The organism is Salinicola sp. 4072 (assembly GCF_036663415.1).
Classification (GTDB): Bacteria; Pseudomonadota; Gammaproteobacteria; order Pseudomonadales; family Halomonadaceae; genus Salinicola; species Salinicola salarius_A.
This window is the reverse complement of record NZ_JAXOVV010000004.1, coordinates 159,190-178,998: the sequence shown is the minus strand read 5'-3', so window position 1 is coordinate 178,998 and position 19,809 is coordinate 159,190. Positions and strand designations below refer to the sequence as shown.

Genomic DNA, 19,809 nt, shown 5'->3' with positions numbered 1-19,809 from the left:
ATGACGGAATCAATCATTGGTCACCGCACGACCCGCATCGACGGTGAACTCAAGCTGACCGGCAAGGCGGATTACGCCGCCGATCACAATCTGCTCGGTCAGGTCTATGGCTATCCGGTGCCGAGCACCATTGCCCGCGGTCGGCTCGTGGGGCTCGATCTCGAGGCGGCGCGCCAGTCGCCGGGCGTGATCGAGATCGTCCATCGTGGCAACTTCCCCACGCTGCAGCATTCCGACAACAACCCGGCCTGCGGCTCCGAAGGCCGCCTGTTCCACTCGCCGAACACCATGGCGGAGCAGAACAAGGTCGGCGAAGCGCGTCTGCCGTTCGAAGACGACGGCATTCACTATGAAGGCCAGTACATCGCCATGGTGATCGCCGACACCTTCGAGCATGCGCGTGCCGCCGCACGGCTGGTCACCGCGCGCTACGAGGAAGAAACGGCGGTGCCGGGGCTGTTCCAGACCGATGACGAAGGCGAGGAGGCCGGCGACGAAGCGGTATCGCGGGGCGATCCGGAAGGCGCCTTCGAGTCGGCGCCGGTCAAGTTCGACCACACCTACACCATCGCCATGGAGACCCACGTGGCGATGGAGATGCACGCCTCCATCGCCTATTGGGACGGAGACCGGCTGACCGTCTACGAATCCACGCAAGGCGTGGTGTTCCAGCGCAACGCCATGGCGCAGATCTTCGGGATTCCGCCGGAGAAGGTCACCGTCATCGCCCATTACATCGGCTCCGGCTTCGGTAGCAAGCTGTTCATGTGGCCCCATGCGGTGATCACCGCCGTGGCCGCGAGGATGGTCGGTCGGCCGGTCAAGACGGTGCTGTCGCGCCAGCAGAACTTTTGCAACGCCGGCAACCGCCCGGCCTCGCGCCAGCGCATCCGCATGGCCGCCGACCGCGACGGCAAACTATTGTCGATCCGCCACGACAGCCAGAACGAGACCTCGTTCGTCGATGCCTATACCGAGTCGGTCGGCAGTGGCACGCCACGGGTCTACGCCTGCGACAACGTCTCGGTGTCGCAGCGCCGGGTCCAGGTCAATCACGGCACGCCGACCTCGATGCGCGCGCCGGGCGAAGTGTCGGGCAGCGTGGCGCTGGAGATCGCCATGGACGAAATGGCGATCGAACTCGGCATGGACCCGCTGGAGCTGCGCCGCAGGAACTTCGCCGAGCGCGATCCCTCCGCCGATCTGCCGTGGTCCGGCAACCATCTGCGCGAATGCTGGGACGACGCCTCGCGGCGCTTCGGCTGGGAGAAACGCAATCCGCAGATCGGCTCGATGCGCGATGGTCACGAGATCATCGGCTGGGGCATGGCGGATGCCACCTGGGAGGCGATGCGCAGCCACTGCAAGGCTCGGGTCGAACTGCGCGCCGACGGCAAAGTGCAAGTCGCCTGCGGCACCCAGGATATCGGCACCGGCACCTATACCATCGTCGCCCAGACCGCCAGCGAACTGACCGGCGTGCCGCTCGAGCGCATCGAGGTCAAGCTGGGCGACTCGACGCTGCCGGCCGGGCCGCTCTCCGGCGGTTCGATGGCGACCGCCACCACGCTGCCGGCGGTCGCCGGAGCGACCCGCGACGCGATCGAACAGCTCAAGCAGCTCGCGATCGCCGACGGCGCGCCTTTCGAGGGCAAGGAAGCCGATGCGCTCACGTTCGAGAACGGCACGCTCAGCGACGGCAGCCAGACGCTCTCCTTCGCCGAGCTGCTCGACAAATTGCAGCGCGGCATGGCGGAAGGTGAGGCCAGCGCGGCGCCGGGTGACGAGCAGGACAAGTTCTCGTTTCGCTCGTTCGGCGCCCACTTCGTCGAAATACGTTGGGATCCGGGCATCTCCCGTCTGCGGGTCTCTCGCGTGGTCAGCACGATCGACATCGGTCGGGCGATCAACCCATTGACCGCCAGGAACCAAGTCGAAGGCTCGATCGTGATGGGCATGGGGATGGGAATGTTCGAGGAAACCGAGTACGACCCGGCGGGCAACATCTACAATAACAACTACGCCGATTACATCGTGCCGGTCCATGCCGACATTCCCGACATTGAAGTCGAGCTGCTGGATAACCCCGACTTCAATTTCAATGAATTCGGCGCCCGAGGGGTCGGCGAGATCGGGATTACCGGCATGGCGGCGGCGATCTCGAACGCTGTCTACCACGCCACCGGCAAGCGTATCCGTGACATGCCGATCAAGATCGCCGATCTGATCGCGTCCTGACGGCGTCCGATGATGTCCTGGTAGAGCGTGGTGCGGCGGCTACTCCGCTCGATCCGCCATCGCGCCGCGCAGAAACAGGTCCACACAGCGCTCGACGCGCTTCTCCATCGCCGCCCGGGAGGGCGGCGATTCCAGTTGCAGCACGCGGATGAGGTGCCATTCGCCCAGCAGCATGCCAAGGAAGATGCCGGCGAGCTCGACGCTGTCGCAGGCCGGCATGAGCTGTCTTTGCATCCGTCGCTCGAAGTAGTCCGCCAGCGCCTGGCGTACGCGGCCCGGACCGCCGTCGAAGAACAGCCGGGCCAGTGGCGGCTGGCGAGGGCTTTCCGCCACGACTTCGCGGTAGATTCCCAGGGTTTCCTCGTCCATCACCTTGATCAGCAGGTCGATCCCCAGGCGTTGCAGCGCGGCCTCGACGGGGAGCTCGTCGACGCCTTCGGCGGTCAGGGTGTCGTAGATATGATGCGAACGGCGTTCGATCATCGCCTGAAACAGCCCTTCCTTGTTGCCGAAGTGACGATAGAGGGTAGACAGGGAACCGCCAGCCTGGGCGACGATGTCGTTGACGCTGACCTGACCGTAGCCACGTTCGAGAAACAGCCGCTGCGCTGCGTCGAGCAGGGCATCCCGACGCTGGCGGCCGCGCTCGGTCGTCGGTGGGGAGTCTTTGGGGGCTGGCGATGACATGGCGCTTCCTCGTGCCGGCGTGGTCCGATTGCGGTGGCCCGGTGGCGTTTTCAAAAAGATAGTGTAGTCTACACTACACATTGAGTTGGCGTGTGTCTCCGGCATGAAAACAGGCTCGGCATGAAGATCAAGAAGAAACTCTATTCGGCAGTGGTGGTACTGGTCGTGCTGGCGGTGGCGCTGGTCTTCGCGTGGCAATGGTGGCAGACCGGCCGCTATTTCATCGAGACGGACAACGCCTACGTCTATACCGACAGCGTCGCCGTGCGTGCCGAAATCAGTGCGCGGGTGACCGAGGTGGCGGTGGAGGATAACCAGCGCGTCAAACAGGGCGACCTGCTGGTGCAGCTCGACGACCGTGATACCCGTAGCCAGCTGGCGCAATCCAGGGCGCAATTGGCCGTCAGTACCGCCAACGTGACCCAGGCGGAGCGTCAGGTGGAACTCGACCGGGCCAGCATCGACGAGGCCCAGGCGCAGGTGACGGCGGCGCAGTCCGATGTCGCCCAGGCCCGCCAGCATCTCGAGCGCTCGCAGTCGCTGGCGGCGAACAATTACGCTTCGCGCCAGTAACTGCAGGACGATCAGGCCACGCTGCGTGTCGCCCAGGCGACGCTGGCGGCGCGCCAGGCGAGCGTCGAGTCTGCGAAACGCCGGCTGTCGGCGGACCAGGCCTCGATCGATAGCGCCAAGGCCAACCGCGATGCGGCTCAGGCCGATATCGACTACGCCCAGAGCCAACTGGAGAAGACCCGTATCGTCGCCAGACGCGACGGCGTGGTCGGCAATCTCACCGTCGAGCCCGGTGATCTGGCCCAGCCCTCACTCACCCTGATGCAGCTGGTGCCCGTCCAGACGGCCTACGTGGTCGCCAATTACAAGGAGACCCAGATCGAGCGGATGCGGGTCGGCCAGCCGGTATCGCTGGAAGTGGACGCCTATTCCGACATCGAGTTTAAGGGCAAGGTGGACAGCGTAGCGCCAGCCACTGGCACCCAGTTCAGCCTGCTCCCGCAGGACAACGCCACCGGCAACTTCAACAAGATCGTGCAGCGCGTACCGGTCAAGATTCGCGTCACCGGCCCCGAGGAGCAGCTGTGGCGGCTGCAGTCCGGCCTTTCGGTGGTGCCCTCCGTGGATACCCGCGAAGTCGACGGCCAGGCGATCTATTTCGATCCCGGCCCCAGCCTGGAAGACGGGCACGATGGCAACGGTCAGTCGTGAGCCTGCTGGATGAGTGACGTCGCAGCACCCTCAGGGGCCGGCCCGCAGGAGATGCCCTCGTGGCACTACCGCTTCGGGTTCATAGCGGCGGTGTTCGGCATGTTCATGGCGATCCTGGATATCCAGATCGTCGCCAGTTCGCTGAACGAGATCCAGGCCGGCGTCTCGGCCTCGAGCGACGAGATCTCCTGGATCCAGACCTCCTATCTGGTCGCGGAGATCATAATGATCCCGCTATCCGGCGTGCTGATGCGCTGGCTCTCCACCCGCGTCGCCTTCGTCATCTCCTGCGCCGGCTTCACGCTGGCCAGTCTCGGCTGCGCGCTGGCCAACAGCATCGAGCAGCTGATCGTGCTGCGCGCCATCCAGGGCTTCATGGGTGGTGCGATGATTCCGATCACCCAGGCGATCAGCTTCACGCTGTTTCCGCGCCGGGCGATGGGGGCGGTCCAGGGCGTGATCGGCATGGTGGTGACCATGGCGCCCTCGATCGGCCCGACGGTGGGCGGCTACGTCACCGAGCTGTTCAGCTGGCACTGGCTGTTCCTGGCCAACGTCATTCCCGGTATCTGCGTGACGCTGGCCGCGTGGCGTTTCCTGGATATCGACGAGGGCGATGCGAGTGTCGCCAAGCGGCTCGATTTCCGCGGCCTGATCCTGATCGCGCTGTTTCTCGGCAGCCTCGAGTTCGTGCTGGAGGAAGGGCCGGGCGACGACTGGTTCGCAAGCGAGCTGATCGTGTGGATGACGCTGCTCTGCGCGGCCTCCTGCGTCGGCTTCTTCTGGCGCGTGTTCACCTACCACTCGCCGATCGTGGATCTCCATGCCTTCCGCAATCTCAACTTCTCGATCGGCACCGGCCTGGTGTTCGTGGTCGGGATCGCGATGTACGGCCTGGTCTACCTGATGCCGCTGTTCCTCGGTGGCGTACGCGGCTATTCGAGCCTGCAGATCGGCGAGGTGATGTTCGTCACCGGGGTAGCGATGTTCTTCACCGCGCCGATCGTGGGGCGGCTGACCAACTCGGTCGACCTGCGCGTGCTGCTGTTCTTCGGTCTGACGCTGATCGGCATCGGGACGGTGATGAACAACAACCTGACCAGCGAATCCGGCTTCTGGCAGTTCTTCTGGCCGCAGGTCGTGCGTGGCATGGGCATCATTCCGGCGTCACGGATCGCCCTGGGCACGCTGCCACCGCAGGAGCTGGGCAATGCCGCCGGGCTCTTCAGCGTGATGCGTAACCTCGGCGGCGCGGTCGGCCTGGCGATGCTCGACACCGTCCGCGACTGGCGGGTGGACTACCACTGGAACCAGTTGATCCCGGCGCTCAACGAAGGGCGGATCGCGGTCCAGCAGCAGATCGACAACTATCAGGCGATGCTGGTCGGTCACGTTGCCGACCCTTATCACAGCGCCGTGGCCCTGCTCGGGCAGCGCTTTGGCGTCCAGGCTCAGGTGCTGGCCTACAACGACATCTTCCTGTGGCTGGGCTGTATCTACCTGCTCTGCGTGCCGCTGGTGTTTCTGCTCAAGAAGATCGAGCATTGACTGCGGGCCGGGATCGTCGGCGTATCATTGCGACGAAGCTCGAAGCTCGAAGCTCGAAGCTCGAAGCTCGAAGCTCGAAGCTCGAAGCTTCTTTCTGTAATCTGGCTTTCCTGCTGACCTACCTCAGTTTCGATCGATCGTTCAGGATGTTGCCGCCATGAATACCCCCCAGCCCCACAAACCCGGCGCCGACGAGCCCGTCCGCACCGTTCTGCGCCTGATCGGCAGCTTTGCCGCGCCGGTCTTGGTCTATCTCGTGGCGTGGGAGCTGGTGGCGCGGCTGATCCTGCCCGGCGTGGCCGCCAGTGGCCGCGAGTTCGTGATCAACCTGTTCAGTGTGCTGATCCCTTTCGCCGGCGTGCTGCTGAGTGTCTATCTGGCCGGCATCAAGGCCGGACGCGTGATGGGCGGCGGCGTGATGGCGGTGTTCTTCCTCTATCTCTACGTCTCTTCCGGCGTCGTGTTCAACTGGTTGCCGGTGGCGTTGACGCTGGGCGGCATCCTGCTGGCCGTGGTCGTCGCGCGCTACTGCCCGACGATGAAACCCGATCTCGGCGGTGCCTTCGGCTAGGCCTCGCCAATGTCCGCGCCGAATGAGGGCTCCGCGCTCACCGACTGGCTGGTCGATCAAGACGATGACCTGCAGCGACGGCGTTGGCGCGGCGTGCTGTGGATCGCCGACGACGCTTCGCGTGCGCGCCGCAAGGCGCTTTCCCTGATGGCGGCGGGGCGCTGGCGCTCGCCGCTGTGGATCGGCCCCGAATCCTCGAGTCCGTCCGATATCTCGGCCGGGCCGCATGCCTCGGTGCGCCTGAGTGCGTCCCGCGCTCGCAGCCGGCTGGGCAGCGAGCACGATCTGGTGGTGTTCGATGCGGTATCCGCGCAGGCCGGGTTCGATCCGGACGCTTTCGGCGCCATCAGTGGCGCCGTCCAGGCCGGGGGCTGGCTGGTGCTGCTGACACCGGCGCATTGGCAGTTGCCGGACAGCGGAGAGTGGCGCCCGGATGCGGACTACCAGCGGCTTGCGCACTGGCCCCACGGCGTTGAAACGCTGACGACGAATTACCTGCGGCGGCTTGCCGAGATGCTGCAGCGGCGTTCCGACGTGGCCACATGGCCGGCGGAGGATTCGCTACCGAGCGCGCCGGCCCTGGCTGATCTCTTTACGCCCGAGCATCACACGTCCGAGCATCATACGTCCGAGTATCGCGCGCCCGAACATCACGCGACCGGGCATCCCACGACCGGGCATCACGCGACCGGGCATCACACGACCGGGCAACCCGTGGCGGACGAAGACTGCCTGACCGCCGATCAGGCCACCGCGGTATCGCGACTGACGCGAATGCGGCGTCGGCGCCCGGTGGTGCTGATCGCCGATCGCGGGCGCGGCAAGAGCGCAGCGCTGGGCATCGCCGCGGCACGGCGGCTGAGGCAGGGCGAACGGCGGCTCTGGATCACTGCCTCGAGTCTCGTCGCGGTCGAGGCGGTGTTCGAACGCCTCGAGCAGTTGCTGCCCGAGGGCCGTCGCGAGGCCGGTCGCTTCGAGGTCGACCTGAACGGCCATGTCTGCCGCATCGAGTGGCTGGCGCCGGAGCAGGTGGTTCCCGAACTGGCCTCTGCCGATATCGACACGCGCTCCCCGCCGACGCTGTTCATCGACGAGGCGGCGTCGATTCCCGCGGCTCGGCTGACGTCATGGCTGCAGCACTTTCCCCGCATCGCCTTCGCCACTACCGTGCATGGCTATGAAGGCACCGGGCGCGGTTTCGAGGTGCGCCTACGCGACGCGCTGGATCGACTGACGCCGGAGTGGAAGCGGCTCACGCTGCAGACGCCGATCCGCTGGGGTGCCGGCGATCCGCTGGAAGCGTTGACCCGGGAACTGCTGTGTCTGGATGCCGAGGCCGCCGAAGCCGAGGCCGTCTCCAGCGCGCTACCGAAGGCGCCGATCACCTACGCCTGGCTGGACCGGGCGGCGCTCGCCCGGGACGAGGCGCGACTCGGCCCTCTCTTCGGGTTGCTGGTACAGGCGCACTACCGCACCTCGCCTAGCGACCTGCGCCAGTTGCTGGATGGCCCGGACGTTCACCTGCTGGCCGCGTTCGTCTGCGACGACGCTGAGAAGCAGCATGCGGTGGGCATCTGCGTGCTCCAGCAGGAGGGTGGCTTCGACGCGACCCTGGCCAACGCCATCTATCGGGGGCAGCGGCGCCCGAGGGGCCATCTGCTGGCGCAGTCGCTGGCGACCCACGGCGGCTACGAGGAGGCCGCGCTCGCTCGCTGGTGGCGCATCATGCGGATTGCCGTGCATCCGGCGGCCCGGCGCCGAGGCGTCGGGGCGGCTCTGATCGAACGGGTCGCGACGACGGCCCGAGCGCACGGCCTGGACCGGCTGGGCGTGAGCTTCGGCGCGGAGCCGGCGCTGATCCGCTTCTGGCGCCGGCAGGGCTTCGTCTCGCTGCGCGTGGGGCTCACCCGGGAGGCCTCCAGCGGCGAGCCGGCGCAGATGATGGGGCGCGGTCTGACGGCTGGCGCCAGTTCGGCGCTGGCTCGCATGAACGACGACTTCGTCCGCTGCCTGCCGGATCTGCTGGCAAGCGAGCTGCGGGATATCGAACCGCTTGTCGTGGCGGCCTGGCTGCACGAGGGAGCGGCGCCGGTCGAGCCTGCCGATCTGGCCGAACGGCTCGGCTGGTTCGCTGCGGGCGGTGGCGAGCTGGCGCCGATCCGCCCGTGGCTGCGCCTGGCCTGGCTGGCCTGGTGGCGGCAACGACCGCTGGCGAGCCTGCCGGACGTGCTGATGGACGACAGCGCTGCCGTCGTGACGGATGACGGCCCGGAGGATACCGAGCTCGCGGCGGCGCCCCGGGTGGTCGCTGCGGTGGCGGCGCTGTTCCAGTATCGGGATGAAGCGCTCTCGTCGCAGGGCCGGCGCGAACGGCTGGTGACGGCACGCCGGCTGGCGGCGGCGTTGCTGGCCTGGCACGGCGAGCGCCGAGATCTCGCCGGCCTTGTGCCGGATATGGTCAAGTTGCAGCCAGGCGAGTAAGGTGTTGGCACCTCAAGGAAACGCTGCAGAAATGTCTGCGCAGGCGAATCGCTGCGTTGCGCGGTGCTCGGAATCCTCACCTATACCTCATAGGTTCCGGTTCCTGCGCTCCGGGCGCCTTGCGCTTCATCCTGCTCGCCGATTTATTCAGCGTTTCCCGAAAAGAGCCGCGGTCCGCCGCCGGCCAGGATTTCATTCATCACTCTTTCGACACCCGTTGCGGTGGCCTGCTCGCCGCACGACGAGGCTGGAATCGACCATGAACGATCATCTGCTGCAACTCTCTCCCGAGCCCGTGTGGCGCCATTTCCGGACGCTCTGCAATACGCCGCGTCCCTCTGGTCACGAAGCGAAACTGGTCGACATTCTCGAGCGCTGGGCCGACGACAAGGGGCTGGCCCATGATCGCGACAGCTACGGCAACCTGCGCATACGCAAGGCAGCGAGCCCGGGCTGCGAGGCGGTGCCCGGCGTGATCCTGCAGGGTCATCTCGACATGGTCACGCAGGCCAACAGCGACCATCCTCACGATTTCCTCAACGACCCGCTCGATACCTACGTCGAGAACGGCTGGCTGCACGCCCGTGGCACCACGCTCGGTGCCGACAACGGTCTCGGCGTCGCGGCGGCACTGGCGATTCTCGAAGCGGACGATATCGATCACGGCCCGCTCGAGGCGCTGTTCACCCTGGAGGAGGAGACCTCGCTGCAGGGCGCGCTGTCGCTGGACGAGAACTGGCTGGAAGGCCGCTATCTGCTCAATCTCGATTCCGAAGATCGTGGCGAGGTCTACATCGGCTGTGCCGGCGGCGCCGACGTGGTCGTCGATGCCGATCTGCCGATGCGCGGCTGCGACGAAGGGGAGGTGATGCGCCGGGTTTCTCTCACCGGCCTGGTCGGCGGGCACTCCGGGGCCGACATTCACAAGGAACTCGGCAACGCCAACCAGCTGCTGGTTCGCGCGCTGCGAGGACTGGGCGAGTTCGAGATTCGCCTGGTGGACTACCACGGCGGCACGTTGCGTAACGCCCTGCCACGCGAAGCCTTTGCCACCATCGTGGTCGATGAGCATCACCTGCCGGCGGTGGAGGAAGCGCTCACCAACTTGCAGGCGCTCTACCGCGAGGAGCTGGCGGGCGTCGACGACAACGTGACGCTCTCCCTGTCGCCGGCGGCGGTCTCCTGCGACGACGATGTGGAAGCGCTCACCGATACCGCGACCCAACTGCTGGTTTCCGCCCTGCATGCCGCGCCCTATGGCGTCGAACGCATGAGCGTCGAAGTGCCGGGCGTCGTCGAGACTTCCAACAATCTTGGTGTGGTGTCTCTGGAGAAAGGGCGTTTCCACCTGTGTGCGCTGGTGCGCTCGCTGCGGGATAGCGCGACGCGCAATCTGGCCGACCGGTTCACGGCGCTGTTTGGTCTGATCGGCGCCCAGACGCGGGTCGAGAATGTCTATCCGGGCTGGACGCCGAGCGCGGATAGCACACTGCTGACCCGTTTCCGTCGTCTGCACCGGGAAGAACTGGGCGAGGACCCGGCGGTCAAGGTGATTCACGCCGGACTGGAGTGCGGCATCATCGGCGGCAAGTATCCGCAGCTGGAGATGATCTCCTTCGGGCCGGTAATTCGCGGCGCGCATTCGCCTACCGAGCGCACCGAACTGGCTTCCGTCGAGGAGTTCTGGCGGGTCCTCAAGGCGCTGGTAGCCGACATCGCTTCCGGCAAGGCCGCCTGAGACGACCCTGCCGGATAAGACGTACCAGGCCATGACGTACAGGCCATGACGTACTAGACCCTAAAGAGCGCTAAGCCGGCATATCGTTGGCCCTGGCATCGCGTGACCAGACGCGGTGCTGCCCCATGGCCTGAGTGAAGGGGGTGAATACGTCGTCCACGCTGACGCCGAGGAAGATGCCGTCTTCCTGGGAGGGCACGTTGGCCGCGGACAACAGCTCCTTGCCCTCACCGATGGCCGCAATCGCCTTGAGGTGCTTGTAGGCTTCCTGAACGTAGTAGCGCCCCTGTCCGGATTGCGACAGCGTCCGGACGCTTTCCGCCCCGCCGACGACGATGACCGAATCCAGGGTCACCGAGGGCTGGCCGTTGAGCATGGCATCGGGCGTGACCGTCTGGCCGTTTGCGGCCTTCACCGGCGCCATGCTGGGGGCGATCACCATGCCTTCGGCACCTTCGGCCTCGAGCCTGGTCTTGATCGCCTCCACCTGATCGCTGTCGACACCGTCGGCGACCAGAATCGCTACCTTGCGATACTGGATATTGCCCGGAAGACGCGTCATCAGGCTCAGCGCCGGGGATTCCTGCTGCGAACTCCGGCCCAGTTCATCGGCCGGCGCCGGCTTGCTGGAAGGCGCCTCGATGCCGTGGTTCTCGCCGACCCGGCGTGCCAGCTCCAGATCGATGTTGGGCAGAATCTCCTTGATCACCCGCTCGCGGATCCATGGGCGCTGCACCTTGGATAGCTCGAAGGTGTAGGCAGCGATGATGTGTTCCTTCTCGACATCGGTCTGGCTGTTCCAGAACAGTGTCGCCTGGGAGTAGTGGTCGCCGAACGATGCGCTGCGCGCGCGAACCTTGTTGGCGTCGATTCGCTCGTTGACTGTCTCGAACCCGCCGTTTTCCGCCGCGGGCGGCGTCTCCTTGGGCCAGCCGCCGTCGATCGAATTGGGCTCGTAGGAGGCCTGTCCCTTGTTGATCGTCTGGCGGTGCATGGAGTCGCGCTGGTTATTGTGGAACGGGCATACCGGCTGGTTGATCGGGATCTCGTGGAAGTTGGGCCCGCCCAGGCGCAGCATCTGCGTATCGAGATAGGAGAACAGCCGGCCCTGCAGCAGCGGGTCGTTGGTGAAGTCGATCCCCGGCACGATATGGGCCGGGTTGAAGGCCACCTGCTCGGTCTCGGCGAAGTAGTTGTCCGGGTTGCGGTTGAGCACCATCTTGCCGATAGGGGTGACCGGCACCTGCTCCTCGGGAATGAGCTTGGTCGGGTCGAGAATATCGAAGTCGAACTTGTGCTCGTCCTCTTCCTCCACGACCTGAATCCCGAACTCGAATTCCAGAAAGTTGCCGTTCTCGATATCGTCCCACATGTTGCGACGATTGAAGTCCGGATCCCGGCCCCACAGCTTCTGCGCTTCGTCCCAGATCAGCGAACAGGTGCCGGCCAGCGGCTTCCAGTGGAACTTGACGAAGCGCGACTTGCCCAGCCTGTCGACCAGTCGGAAGGTATGCACGCCGAAGCCTTCCATGTTGCGGTAATGACGCGGGAAGGCGCGGTCGGACATGGTCCACAACACCATATGTGAGCTTTCCGGCATCAGCGAGACGAAATCCCAGAAGGTGTCGTGGGCCGACTGCCCCTGAGGAATCTCGTTATGCGGTTCGGGCTTCACCGCGTGCACGAAGTCGGGAAACTTGATCGCGTCCTGGATGAAGAAGACCGGCATGTCGTTGCCGACCAGATCCCAGTTGCCTTCGTCGGTGTAGAACTTGGTGGCGAAGCCGCGCACGTCACGAACGGTATCGTTGGAACCGCGGGCCCCCTGGACGGTGGAAAAGCGCACGAATACCGGCGTTTTCTTGTCGGGATCCTGAAACAGCCCGGCCTTGGAGTACCGGGCGGCTTCCGCGTAAGGCTGGAAATAGCCGTGCGCCGCCGCGCCGCGGGCGTGGACGATACGCTCGGGAATGCGCTCGTTGTCGAAATGGTTGAGCTTCTCGCGGAAGACGAAATCTTCCATCAGCGTCGGGCCACGCTCGCCCGCCTTCAGCGAATTGTGGTTGTCGGCGATCCGGGTGCCGTGATTGGTGCGCAGATCGTGCCCCTCGGCATCGCTGCGGTACTTTTCCAGATTCTCCGACTTGCTCTGCTCTGTGGTCTTGACGTCCGTGTCGTTGGGGCCGCCACGGTTGGAGGACGTGTGAGGGTTGTTGGACATCCGTATCTCCTGGTTCGAATAGACGGCAGAGAGTTCCGAGATATCGTCATCCGTGATCGACAGCCAACCGGAGCACCTGCCGTTGGTGTGAAACTCCTCTTACAACTAGAAGCCGCCTCCGAGGATGGCAAGCAGGGATTCGGCTGCCGTTAACCTGTATCAATCGCTGCCGCGAATCAGGCTCTGGAGATTCGATGCCTTTGCCCGGCGATAACCGATGGCAAGAACGAAGGCAAAGGATGACGGGAAAAGCGTGGTGGAAGAGAAGGCGCGCAAGGCAGGGGCAGCTGGAAAGGGCAGTTGAACTAGGGTTGACGAGGGAAGGCGGGCGGCAGGCGCCGCCGACCGAGACTACTGTTGGTGCTGGTGCGTATCCTTGCGTACCGCCTCGCAGCCTTCCTCCGAAATGTACCCCTTCGAGAGCGCATGCTCCGCCATGCTCACGCTGTCATGGGCGAGAATCAGTTCGCAACCGGCGTGGCGGACCTCGTTGGCCAGCGCCTCGATGGCCGCGTCGCGCGCCGGATCGTTGTCCACCTTGCGGATATAGATGGCGCGCACGCGTTCCGGGTGTTCCTTGACGATCTCGGTGTAGACCTCCGGGTCCCGCTGGCCGCTGTCGCCGATGAGGATGAACGGCAACGTGTCGTAGAGCGACAGCATGTTGCGGATCACGTCGGACTTGTGGTCCTCGGCCTTGCGTGGCCACGGGCGCTTCAACGTCATGCCCCATTCGCGCAGGAACAGGATCGGCCCTACCGGAATACGGTTCATGTTGAAGAACATCTCGAGAACTTCGTAGATGCTCCACGGACCGCGTGACACATAGAGCATGGGGCGGTGACGATTGCCCTCGGCGCCACCGTAGAGCGCCCGATACAGCGCGGCGACACCGGGAAAGGCCGTGCGTCGATCCGCTTTCTCCATGAACAGGCGATACAGCATCTTCAGCTTGTTGGCGACGCCGGTGTACATCACCGTGTCGTCGATATCGCTGATCACGATCAGGTCGGTGCTCGCCGGCGGAATGTAGATTTCGGTCTCGGTGCTGATGGCGTCGTCCTCGGAGAGCACCTGCAACTTGACCGAGTGCCAGATCGCCTCGGCAGGAAGCGTGTGGGTAATGTCGATATGGGCATGGAAATAGCCGTCGCGGTCGGTGGTGACGGTGGCCTGGGTCGCGCCAATCCGGATGTCGACGCGGGCGTCGCGGACGCCGTGCCTTACCAGGCGACGCGCGACATCGACCAGATCGCGGGCAATGCCGCCTTTTTCCCAGCTTCTCAGTCGTCCGGGCTGGCGAAAGACGCGGCCCATGATGAAGGCTTCCGAGTGGGAGCCGTAACCGCGATACGGATGCACGACGACCCCGCCTTGGCCCTTGTCGCCGCGCATCGGGCGGATGAAGAGACGAACCAGTTTCTTGGCGAAATGAACCAGTTTCGTCACGAAGAGCCGAGGCAGGGAGCCCGAGGTGGCGGTATCGGCGGAAGTATCGCGAAATTGAGGCACGATGACGGAGGATCCTAGGTTTGATTAACGGTGAGTATGGGAACTCGCGCGCTATCCTGCAAAGTCTGGTCGCGCTTCGGCCGGCATGACGACAGCCAAAAAAAAGCGCCCACCGATCGGTGGGCGCTCGTTTGGCGTCGCGAAGGGCGATCAGGCATGCTGCTCGCTGTGACGCCCTTCGGCCAGCTCTTCGATCAGCTTGCCGTTGAAGTCGTCGAGATCCTTCGGCGTGCGGCTGGTGACAAAGCCGCTGTCGACCACCACTGATTCGTCGACCCAGTTGGCGCCGGCATTCTTGAGATCCTGCGCAATGGACGGCACGGACGTCAGTTTGCGGCCATCGACGACGCCTGCATTGATCAGAATCCACGGCGCATGACAGATCGCGGCAACCGGCTTGCCGGCTTCGAAGAAGCTCCTGACGAAGCCAAGCGCTTTTTCGTTCGTGCGCAGTTCATCCGGGTTGAACACGCCGCCTGGCAGGACCAGCGCATGGTAGTCGGCGGGGTTGGCGTCCGCCAGACTCTTGTCCGCTTCGTAGGTTTCGCCCCAGTCCGTTTCGGCCCAGGCACGGATGCCCTTGCCGTCCGGGGTGATGACATGTGTCTCGACGCCTTGGCCTTGTAGTGCGGCACGCGGAGAGGAGAGTTCGGCTTCCTCGAAACCGTCGGCGGCGAGAATTGCGACACGTTTACCATTGAGTTGCTGAGCCATCGTGACCTCCTAGTCTTGATAAATCGGCTTGATGTTTCGGTAGATGACAAGCCCATGGGCCGTCCCGGTCCATGTCTCGGCTTGTCCTTAGGGTCTGTTGCCGTTTCAGCGCGATCCGCGTTGCTGCGCCAAATGGTGCCAAGCCAGGCGCGGGATGCAGAGAAGGGTGGTTCCCTTTTCCAATCCCGCAACGCCGCATGGCGCCATTTGCCGCGCAACCCGAAGGGCCGGGCCAGTTTTTGCACGGTGCTGCGTTATTCGTCGTTCATTTGGAACAACCAAATCACGCTCCTCACGCCTTGCCCCGCACAAAAACTGGCTCCGGCGCGGCCGTGCATGAAACGGCAACAGACCCTTGAAGTTTGGGATAGTCTGGGCAGAGTTCAAGGAAAACCGGGTGCTTTCGATGTCATCGCTTGCGCTGAGGCAATAACTCACGGATGGTGGCGCCGCGATGGAGCCGAGGTCAGAGGAAGGCAAAGCGATGAGTGTAGCGGGTGGGTGGCTGTCGGGCGGTGGGCTTGTCTTGCTGCTCGGGTTCGTGGCGTTGTTCGTGACGTTAGGGCTCGGCGTCGGCCTGGTGTGGCAGCAGCGGCGCTACGCACGCGAGCGGGACATGCTTCGATCCCGATTGCAGGCCAGCGAGACCCAGTGCCTGCGACTGGAGCAGGAGCTGGCCCAGAGCGACGGACAGCAGGACGACCTGCGCGAGCGCCAGGCCGAGCTGCAGCAGCAGTTGGCCGCCCGCGAACATCAGCTCGAGGCGCTCAACGAGCGCTTGGCCACGCTGCGAGAGCAGTATGGTCGACTGGAAACCCGGCACGAGCAGCAGCAGAACCAGCACGCGGAACAGCTCCAGTTGCTGGAGCAGGCGAAGACCCGGCTCGGGCACGAGTTCGAATCGCTTGCCGGGCGCATTTTCGACGAGCGCCAGCGCGCCTACAGCGCCCAGAGTCGGGACAGTCTCGAAGCGTTGCTGAAGCCGTTTCGCGAGCAGGTCAGCGGCTTCCGCCAGCGTCTCGAGGAGATCCACGGCCAGGAAGTGCGCGAGCGGACCACGCTCAAGGTGCAGATCGACCAGCTGGCCACGCTCAATCGTCAGATCACCGAAGAGGCCGCCAATCTCACCCGCGCGCTCAAGGGTGACAAGAAGATGCAGGGCAACTGGGGCGAGATGATGCTCGAGTCGGTGCTGGAGCGCTCTGGCTTGCGGCGGGATATCGAATACCGCCGTGAAGTGTCCATCGATGGCGATCTGGGGCGTCAGCGCCCGGATGCGGTCATCTACCTGCCGGACGACAAGCACCTGATCGTCGATGCCAAGGTCTCGCTCAACGCCTATGTGCGCTACGTCAACGCCGAAGACGAGGTCGAGCGAGAGCAGGCGTTGCGGGCGCATGCGCAGGCGGTGAGAAGCCATATCGAGGCGCTCTCCGGGCGTGACTATCCGCAGCTGCCCGGGCTGCGTTCGCCCGATTTCGTGTTCCTGTTCATGCCGGTGGAGCCGGCCTTCGCCGTCGCCTTTCAGCATGACGAGACACTGTTCCAGGACGCCTTTTCACGCGACATCGTAGTGGTCACGCCGACCACGCTGCTGGCCAGCCTGCGCACGGTATCGAGCCTGTGGAATCTGGAGCGGCAGAACGAGAACGCCAGGCACATCGCCGAGCGCGCCGGCAAGCTGCTCGACAAGTTTCAGGGTTTCGTCTCGAGTCTGGAGGACGTGGGTCGGCATCTGGGGCGGGCCCAGGGCAGTTACGATCAGGCGATGGGTCGGCTTTCGACCGGGCAGGGGAGCCTGGTCGGCCAGGCGCTGGCGCTCAACCGGCTGGGCGTGCGCATGAAACGCGACCTGCCTTCGCACCTGACCCGCGATGCCGAGGAGGACGAGCCTGCCGAATCCAGGGCCGTCGGGTCGCCCGGCAGCATCGGAACGTCCAAGGTCAGCGATGAGGATCGGCGCGCTGAGCCCGATGGCGACGATCCCCCCGACTTCCGCGAATCGGACGACACCAGAGGCTGACCGGGATGTCGATGGGATTCGGCAACGCATCCGCGGCGTTCCGTTCGTCTCAGCATTCGCCTCAGACGGTCGAGCCAGCCTCGCTGAGCCGTTTGGCCAGGGTCTGCAGACATAAAAGCGCCATCACCTGACGCTTGTCGCCTTCGCCGACCGAGATCAGCCGTTTGGCCGCCTTGACGGGGGAGGGCTCGGGCGACGCGCCGTCGATGGCATCGCCGCGCCAGCGAATGGTAAAGCTCTCCCTGGGCGCTTCGACGTACTCGATTCTGCGGAGGTAGTCGACGAGGAACCCGACGAGACCGTCACCCGTCTCGACGACCAGGACGTGATTCGCGGGATGGGAGGAGTCGATTCCCAGCAGCGCGCGCAGATCCACCAGCGAGACGCTGCGATCCTGTCGACGCCAGGCGCCGAGAAAGGGGCCGGCCGGATGCGAACTCTTCTGATAGTCCGTCGGTGCCGAGTCGACGGCTTCGAGCTGGTCGAGCGTCGTGACGTAATCGCCGCCGCAGCGGAAATGGACGAAGGCGAATCGCTGCCACTCGCGCTGTTCCCGCGCTTGCCTGGCCTCCGTATCGAGCCGGGTATGGAGACGCGCCAGCGCGTTGACGTTGAGGTTGCCGAACAGCTCGTGGTGATCGATCGCCAGGGCGTCCTTGCCCTCGTCCGCGGCGGGCACCAGTGCGCTGACGGCGGGGGCGTAGCCCGCACTCGGGGAGACCGGTAGAGGCGCCGGCTGGTCGCTGCCCGTCAGCGTCGCGACGCGATCGACGGCGAGGGCGACACGACCGTGATCGCTATCGAGAACGGCGAGATGAGATGGTGGTGTCTGGCGGGCCGGCTGGCCGATCAGCGCTCGGGGATCGAACAGCGGCAGGGTGGCGCCACGCAGGGTGACATTGCCGAGATAGGCCGGCAGATCGATCATGGGGGAGTCGATGGGGCCGCAGGTGGCGACTTCCCGTACCGCGCCCACATCCAGCGCCAGTCGCGTGTCGTCACAATCGACGACGAGCCAGCGCCGGTCGCTGTGGGTGTTCTCCTTCACGGTGGCGGCATTCGTCCTCTGCCGGTCGGCTTCGACGTGTACCGAGACCATGCCCTCGAGGGCGAACAGCGCTTCGAGGTCGAGCACGTAGATGGCGCTGTCGAAGTCGGGATGCTCGAGCAACTGCGGCGTCAGGGCGTCGGCATCGCCCGCCGCGTTCTTTAGCGTATGGAGCTGCTCGGGATCGACGCTCACCAGGTCCCTGATGTGCGAAATCCGCATCCCGAAGCGGCCGCCGCGATATTCGATGATCGCCATGAGCTCGCCGGCTTCCCGCGGGCCCGTGCTCGGGTCCAGTTCGAGCAGCCTGCCCAGGTCGATCGCCGGCACCGGCGAGCCCCGCCACAGCAACGTACCCAGCGACCAGCGTGGCGCCAGCGGGCGGGGAGAAAGAGGCGTCTCGAGACGTACCACCTCGATCAGGTGCGCGGCATCCAGCGCGATGTCACTGTCGTTGAGGCGCAGTATTCCCAGTACGCGTTGGGTCATGATGTCTTGTCGTTACCCGCTCCGCGCTGGGTGGCTTGGGCCAGGTCGCGGATCAGTTCGTCGACATGTTTGGCGGTTTCCAGCTGTTCGCCTGCCGAGCTGGCGATCTTCTCGACCGAGGCGGTGGTCTGCCCGACGCCGTCGACGATGCGTCCGAAGGAGTCGGCGGCGCGCTGGGAGACGGTATTGCCACTCTCGATACGCTTGAGAGATTCCCCCAGCAGGCGGTTGATCTGGCGGGTGGCATCGGCGGATTTCTCGGCCAGCTTGCGCACTTCGTCGGCCACCACGGAGAACCCGAGGCCGTGTTCGCCGGCACGAACCGCTTCGATCGCCGCGTTGAAGGCCAGCAGATTGGTCTGCGAGGCGATTTCGCCGATGACCTGGACGATGTCGTTGATGTCTTCCGAGGATTTCTGGATAGCGGTCATCGCGGTGCGGGAGTCGTCCAGCGAGCGGGTGCCGTGTTCGGCTTCCTGCTGTGTGGCGCGCGCCAGTTCTCGCGTCAGCTGCGTGTTCTCGGCGATCGAGGCGATGGAGGCGTTGAGCTGTTGCAGCGAAACGCTCATTGCCTCGGTCAATGTCTGGATATGCTCTTCCAGCTCGACCTGATCGGTAATGTCGGTGGCGAACTTGACCACCTTGTAAGGGGCGCCATCGGCATTGAAGATCGGATTGTAGGTAGCCTGGATCCAGACGCGGCGGCCATGGTTGCCGAACCGCATGAAACGCCCGCTGAAGAATTCGCCGCGCCCCAGTGACTGCCAGAAGTCGCGGTATTCGCGACTGGTGACATAATCTGGTTCGCAGAACATGCGGTGATGATGGCCGATGATGTCGTCGGCCTGGTAGCCCATGGTATCGAGGAAGTTGCGATTGGCGGACAGGATATTGCCCTTGAGATCGAACTCGATCACTGCCAGGGCGCGATCCATGGCGTTGACCTTGCCTTCGTACTCGGCCGCCAGATGCTTCTCCGCGGAGATGTCCGTCGCCATCTTGATGACCCGATACGGCTTGCCGTCCGCATCGTGAACCGGATTGTAGGTGGCCTGGAGCCAGACCTCCTTGCCGCTCTGGGTCAGGCGGCGGTATTCGCCTGCCATCAGCTCACCCTGGGCGAGCTGCTGCCAGAACGTGCGGTACTCCGGCGTGGATATCTCGGCGGGGTCGCAGAAGATGCGGTGGTGCTGTCCGACGATCTCGTCGAGCGTATAACCCATCAGATCGAGGAAGTTGGCGTTGGCGCTGACGACCCTTCCCTGCAGATCGAACTCGATGATGGCCTGGGAGCGGTTAATGGCTTTCCACAGCG

General features: G+C 64.7%; 13 protein-coding genes and 1 pseudogene. 8 read left to right on the top strand and 6 right to left on the bottom strand.

The features are described 5' to 3' along the window. The gene (locus R3F72_RS05435; protein ID WP_332779103.1) at positions 1–2,238 is read left to right on the top strand and encodes a xanthine dehydrogenase family protein molybdopterin-binding subunit; all 2,238 of its coding nucleotides are present in this window, start codon (positions 1–3) and stop codon (positions 2,236–2,238) included. A gap of 39 nt (positions 2,239–2,277) precedes the next feature. On the opposite strand, the gene R3F72_RS05430 is transcribed toward R3F72_RS05435, so the two are convergent. Then, positions 2,278–2,925, bottom strand: coding sequence for a TetR/AcrR family transcriptional regulator (locus R3F72_RS05430; protein ID WP_332779102.1), 648 nt, complete (start codon positions 2,923–2,925; stop codon positions 2,278–2,280). A 120-nt stretch (positions 2,926–3,045) separates the two neighbouring features. Between R3F72_RS05430 and R3F72_RS05425 the strand changes: the two genes are divergently transcribed. The 6 genes from R3F72_RS05425 to R3F72_RS05400 all read left to right on the top strand — a co-directional run bounded on the left by R3F72_RS05425 (position 3,046) and on the right by R3F72_RS05400 (position 10,487). Further along, the gene (locus tag R3F72_RS05425) at positions 3,046–3,498 is read left to right on the top strand and encodes an HlyD family secretion protein (RefSeq protein WP_256961222.1); all 453 of its coding nucleotides are present in this window, start codon (positions 3,046–3,048) and stop codon (positions 3,496–3,498) included. Further along, positions 3,499–4,149 carry an HlyD family secretion protein gene (locus tag R3F72_RS05420; protein WP_332779117.1) on the top strand — a complete coding sequence of 217 codons (651 nt, stop codon included), beginning with the start codon at positions 3,499–3,501 and terminating at the stop codon, positions 4,147–4,149. A gap of 9 nt (positions 4,150–4,158) precedes the next feature. After that, entirely contained in the window at positions 4,159–5,697 is a 1,539-nt protein-coding gene (locus tag R3F72_RS05415; protein WP_332779101.1) for a DHA2 family efflux MFS transporter permease subunit, read from the top strand. Between the two features lie 157 nt (positions 5,698–5,854). Beyond that, positions 5,855–6,268, top strand: a complete 414-nt coding sequence (locus tag R3F72_RS05410) for a hypothetical protein (RefSeq protein WP_143543265.1) — start codon at positions 5,855–5,857, stop codon at positions 6,266–6,268. A 9-nt stretch (positions 6,269–6,277) separates the two neighbouring features. Then, the gene (locus R3F72_RS05405) at positions 6,278–8,749 is read left to right on the top strand and encodes a tRNA(Met) cytidine acetyltransferase TmcA (protein WP_332779100.1); all 2,472 of its coding nucleotides are present in this window, start codon (positions 6,278–6,280) and stop codon (positions 8,747–8,749) included. Between the two features lie 259 nt (positions 8,750–9,008). Further along, positions 9,009–10,487, top strand: a complete 1,479-nt coding sequence (locus R3F72_RS05400; RefSeq protein WP_303856791.1) for an aminoacyl-histidine dipeptidase — start codon at positions 9,009–9,011, stop codon at positions 10,485–10,487. 70 nt (positions 10,488–10,557) lie between these two features. Here R3F72_RS05400 and katE read toward each other — a convergent pair whose 3' ends face one another. The 3 genes from katE to R3F72_RS05385 form a co-directional block, all read right to left on the bottom strand. Beyond that, the gene (katE, locus tag R3F72_RS05395) at positions 10,558–12,708 is read right to left on the bottom strand and encodes a catalase HPII (protein ID WP_332779099.1); all 2,151 of its coding nucleotides are present in this window, start codon (positions 12,706–12,708) and stop codon (positions 10,558–10,560) included. Positions 12,709–13,059: 351 nt separating this feature from the next. After that, positions 13,060–14,220 (bottom strand): App1 family protein, encoded by a 1,161-nt coding sequence (locus R3F72_RS05390; protein ID WP_306298798.1) that lies wholly within the window; start codon positions 14,218–14,220, stop codon positions 13,060–13,062. A 150-nt stretch (positions 14,221–14,370) separates the two neighbouring features. Continuing rightward, positions 14,371–14,934, bottom strand: coding sequence for a type 1 glutamine amidotransferase domain-containing protein (locus R3F72_RS05385; protein WP_087719143.1), 564 nt, complete (start codon positions 14,932–14,934; stop codon positions 14,371–14,373). 484 nt (positions 14,935–15,418) lie between these two features. Here R3F72_RS05385 and rmuC point away from each other — a divergent pair, with 484 nt between their 5' ends. Continuing rightward, the gene (rmuC, locus tag R3F72_RS05380; RefSeq protein WP_332779098.1) at positions 15,419–16,957 is read left to right on the top strand and encodes a DNA recombination protein RmuC; all 1,539 of its coding nucleotides are present in this window, start codon (positions 15,419–15,421) and stop codon (positions 16,955–16,957) included. A 61-nt stretch (positions 16,958–17,018) separates the two neighbouring features. Here the strand turns inward: rmuC and R3F72_RS05375 are convergent, their stop codons facing one another. Next, positions 17,019–18,494 carry a chemotaxis protein CheW gene (locus R3F72_RS05375; RefSeq protein WP_332779097.1) on the bottom strand — a complete coding sequence of 492 codons (1,476 nt, stop codon included), beginning with the start codon at positions 18,492–18,494 and terminating at the stop codon, positions 17,019–17,021. Positions 18,495–18,589: 95 nt separating this feature from the next. Beyond that, positions 18,590–19,792: pseudogene (locus tag R3F72_RS05370) on the bottom strand (methyl-accepting chemotaxis protein); the annotation flags it as partial. Between the last annotated feature and the right edge of the window lie 17 nt (positions 19,793–19,809).

Coding starts and splice junctions, on each gene's coding strand:
- R3F72_RS05385 (WP_087719143.1), bottom strand. CDS start 14,934: ATGGCTCAGCAACTCAATGGTAAACGTGTCGCAATTCTCGCCGCCGAC.
- R3F72_RS05430 (WP_332779102.1), bottom strand. CDS start 2,925: ATGTCATCGCCAGCCCCCAAAGACTCCCCACCGACGACCGAGCGCGGC.
- katE (WP_332779099.1), bottom strand. CDS start 12,708: ATGTCCAACAACCCTCACACGTCCTCCAACCGTGGCGGCCCCAACGAC.
- R3F72_RS05410 (WP_143543265.1), top strand. CDS start 5,855: ATGAATACCCCCCAGCCCCACAAACCCGGCGCCGACGAGCCCGTCCGC.
- rmuC (WP_332779098.1), top strand. CDS start 15,419: ATGAGTGTAGCGGGTGGGTGGCTGTCGGGCGGTGGGCTTGTCTTGCTG.
- R3F72_RS05425 (WP_256961222.1), top strand. CDS start 3,046: ATGAAGATCAAGAAGAAACTCTATTCGGCAGTGGTGGTACTGGTCGTG.
- R3F72_RS05435 (WP_332779103.1), top strand. CDS start 1: ATGACGGAATCAATCATTGGTCACCGCACGACCCGCATCGACGGTGAA.
- R3F72_RS05400 (WP_303856791.1), top strand. CDS start 9,009: ATGAACGATCATCTGCTGCAACTCTCTCCCGAGCCCGTGTGGCGCCAT.
- R3F72_RS05415 (WP_332779101.1), top strand. CDS start 4,159: ATGAGTGACGTCGCAGCACCCTCAGGGGCCGGCCCGCAGGAGATGCCC.
- R3F72_RS05405 (WP_332779100.1), top strand. CDS start 6,278: ATGTCCGCGCCGAATGAGGGCTCCGCGCTCACCGACTGGCTGGTCGAT.
- R3F72_RS05375 (WP_332779097.1), bottom strand. CDS start 18,494: ATGACCCAACGCGTACTGGGAATACTGCGCCTCAACGACAGTGACATC.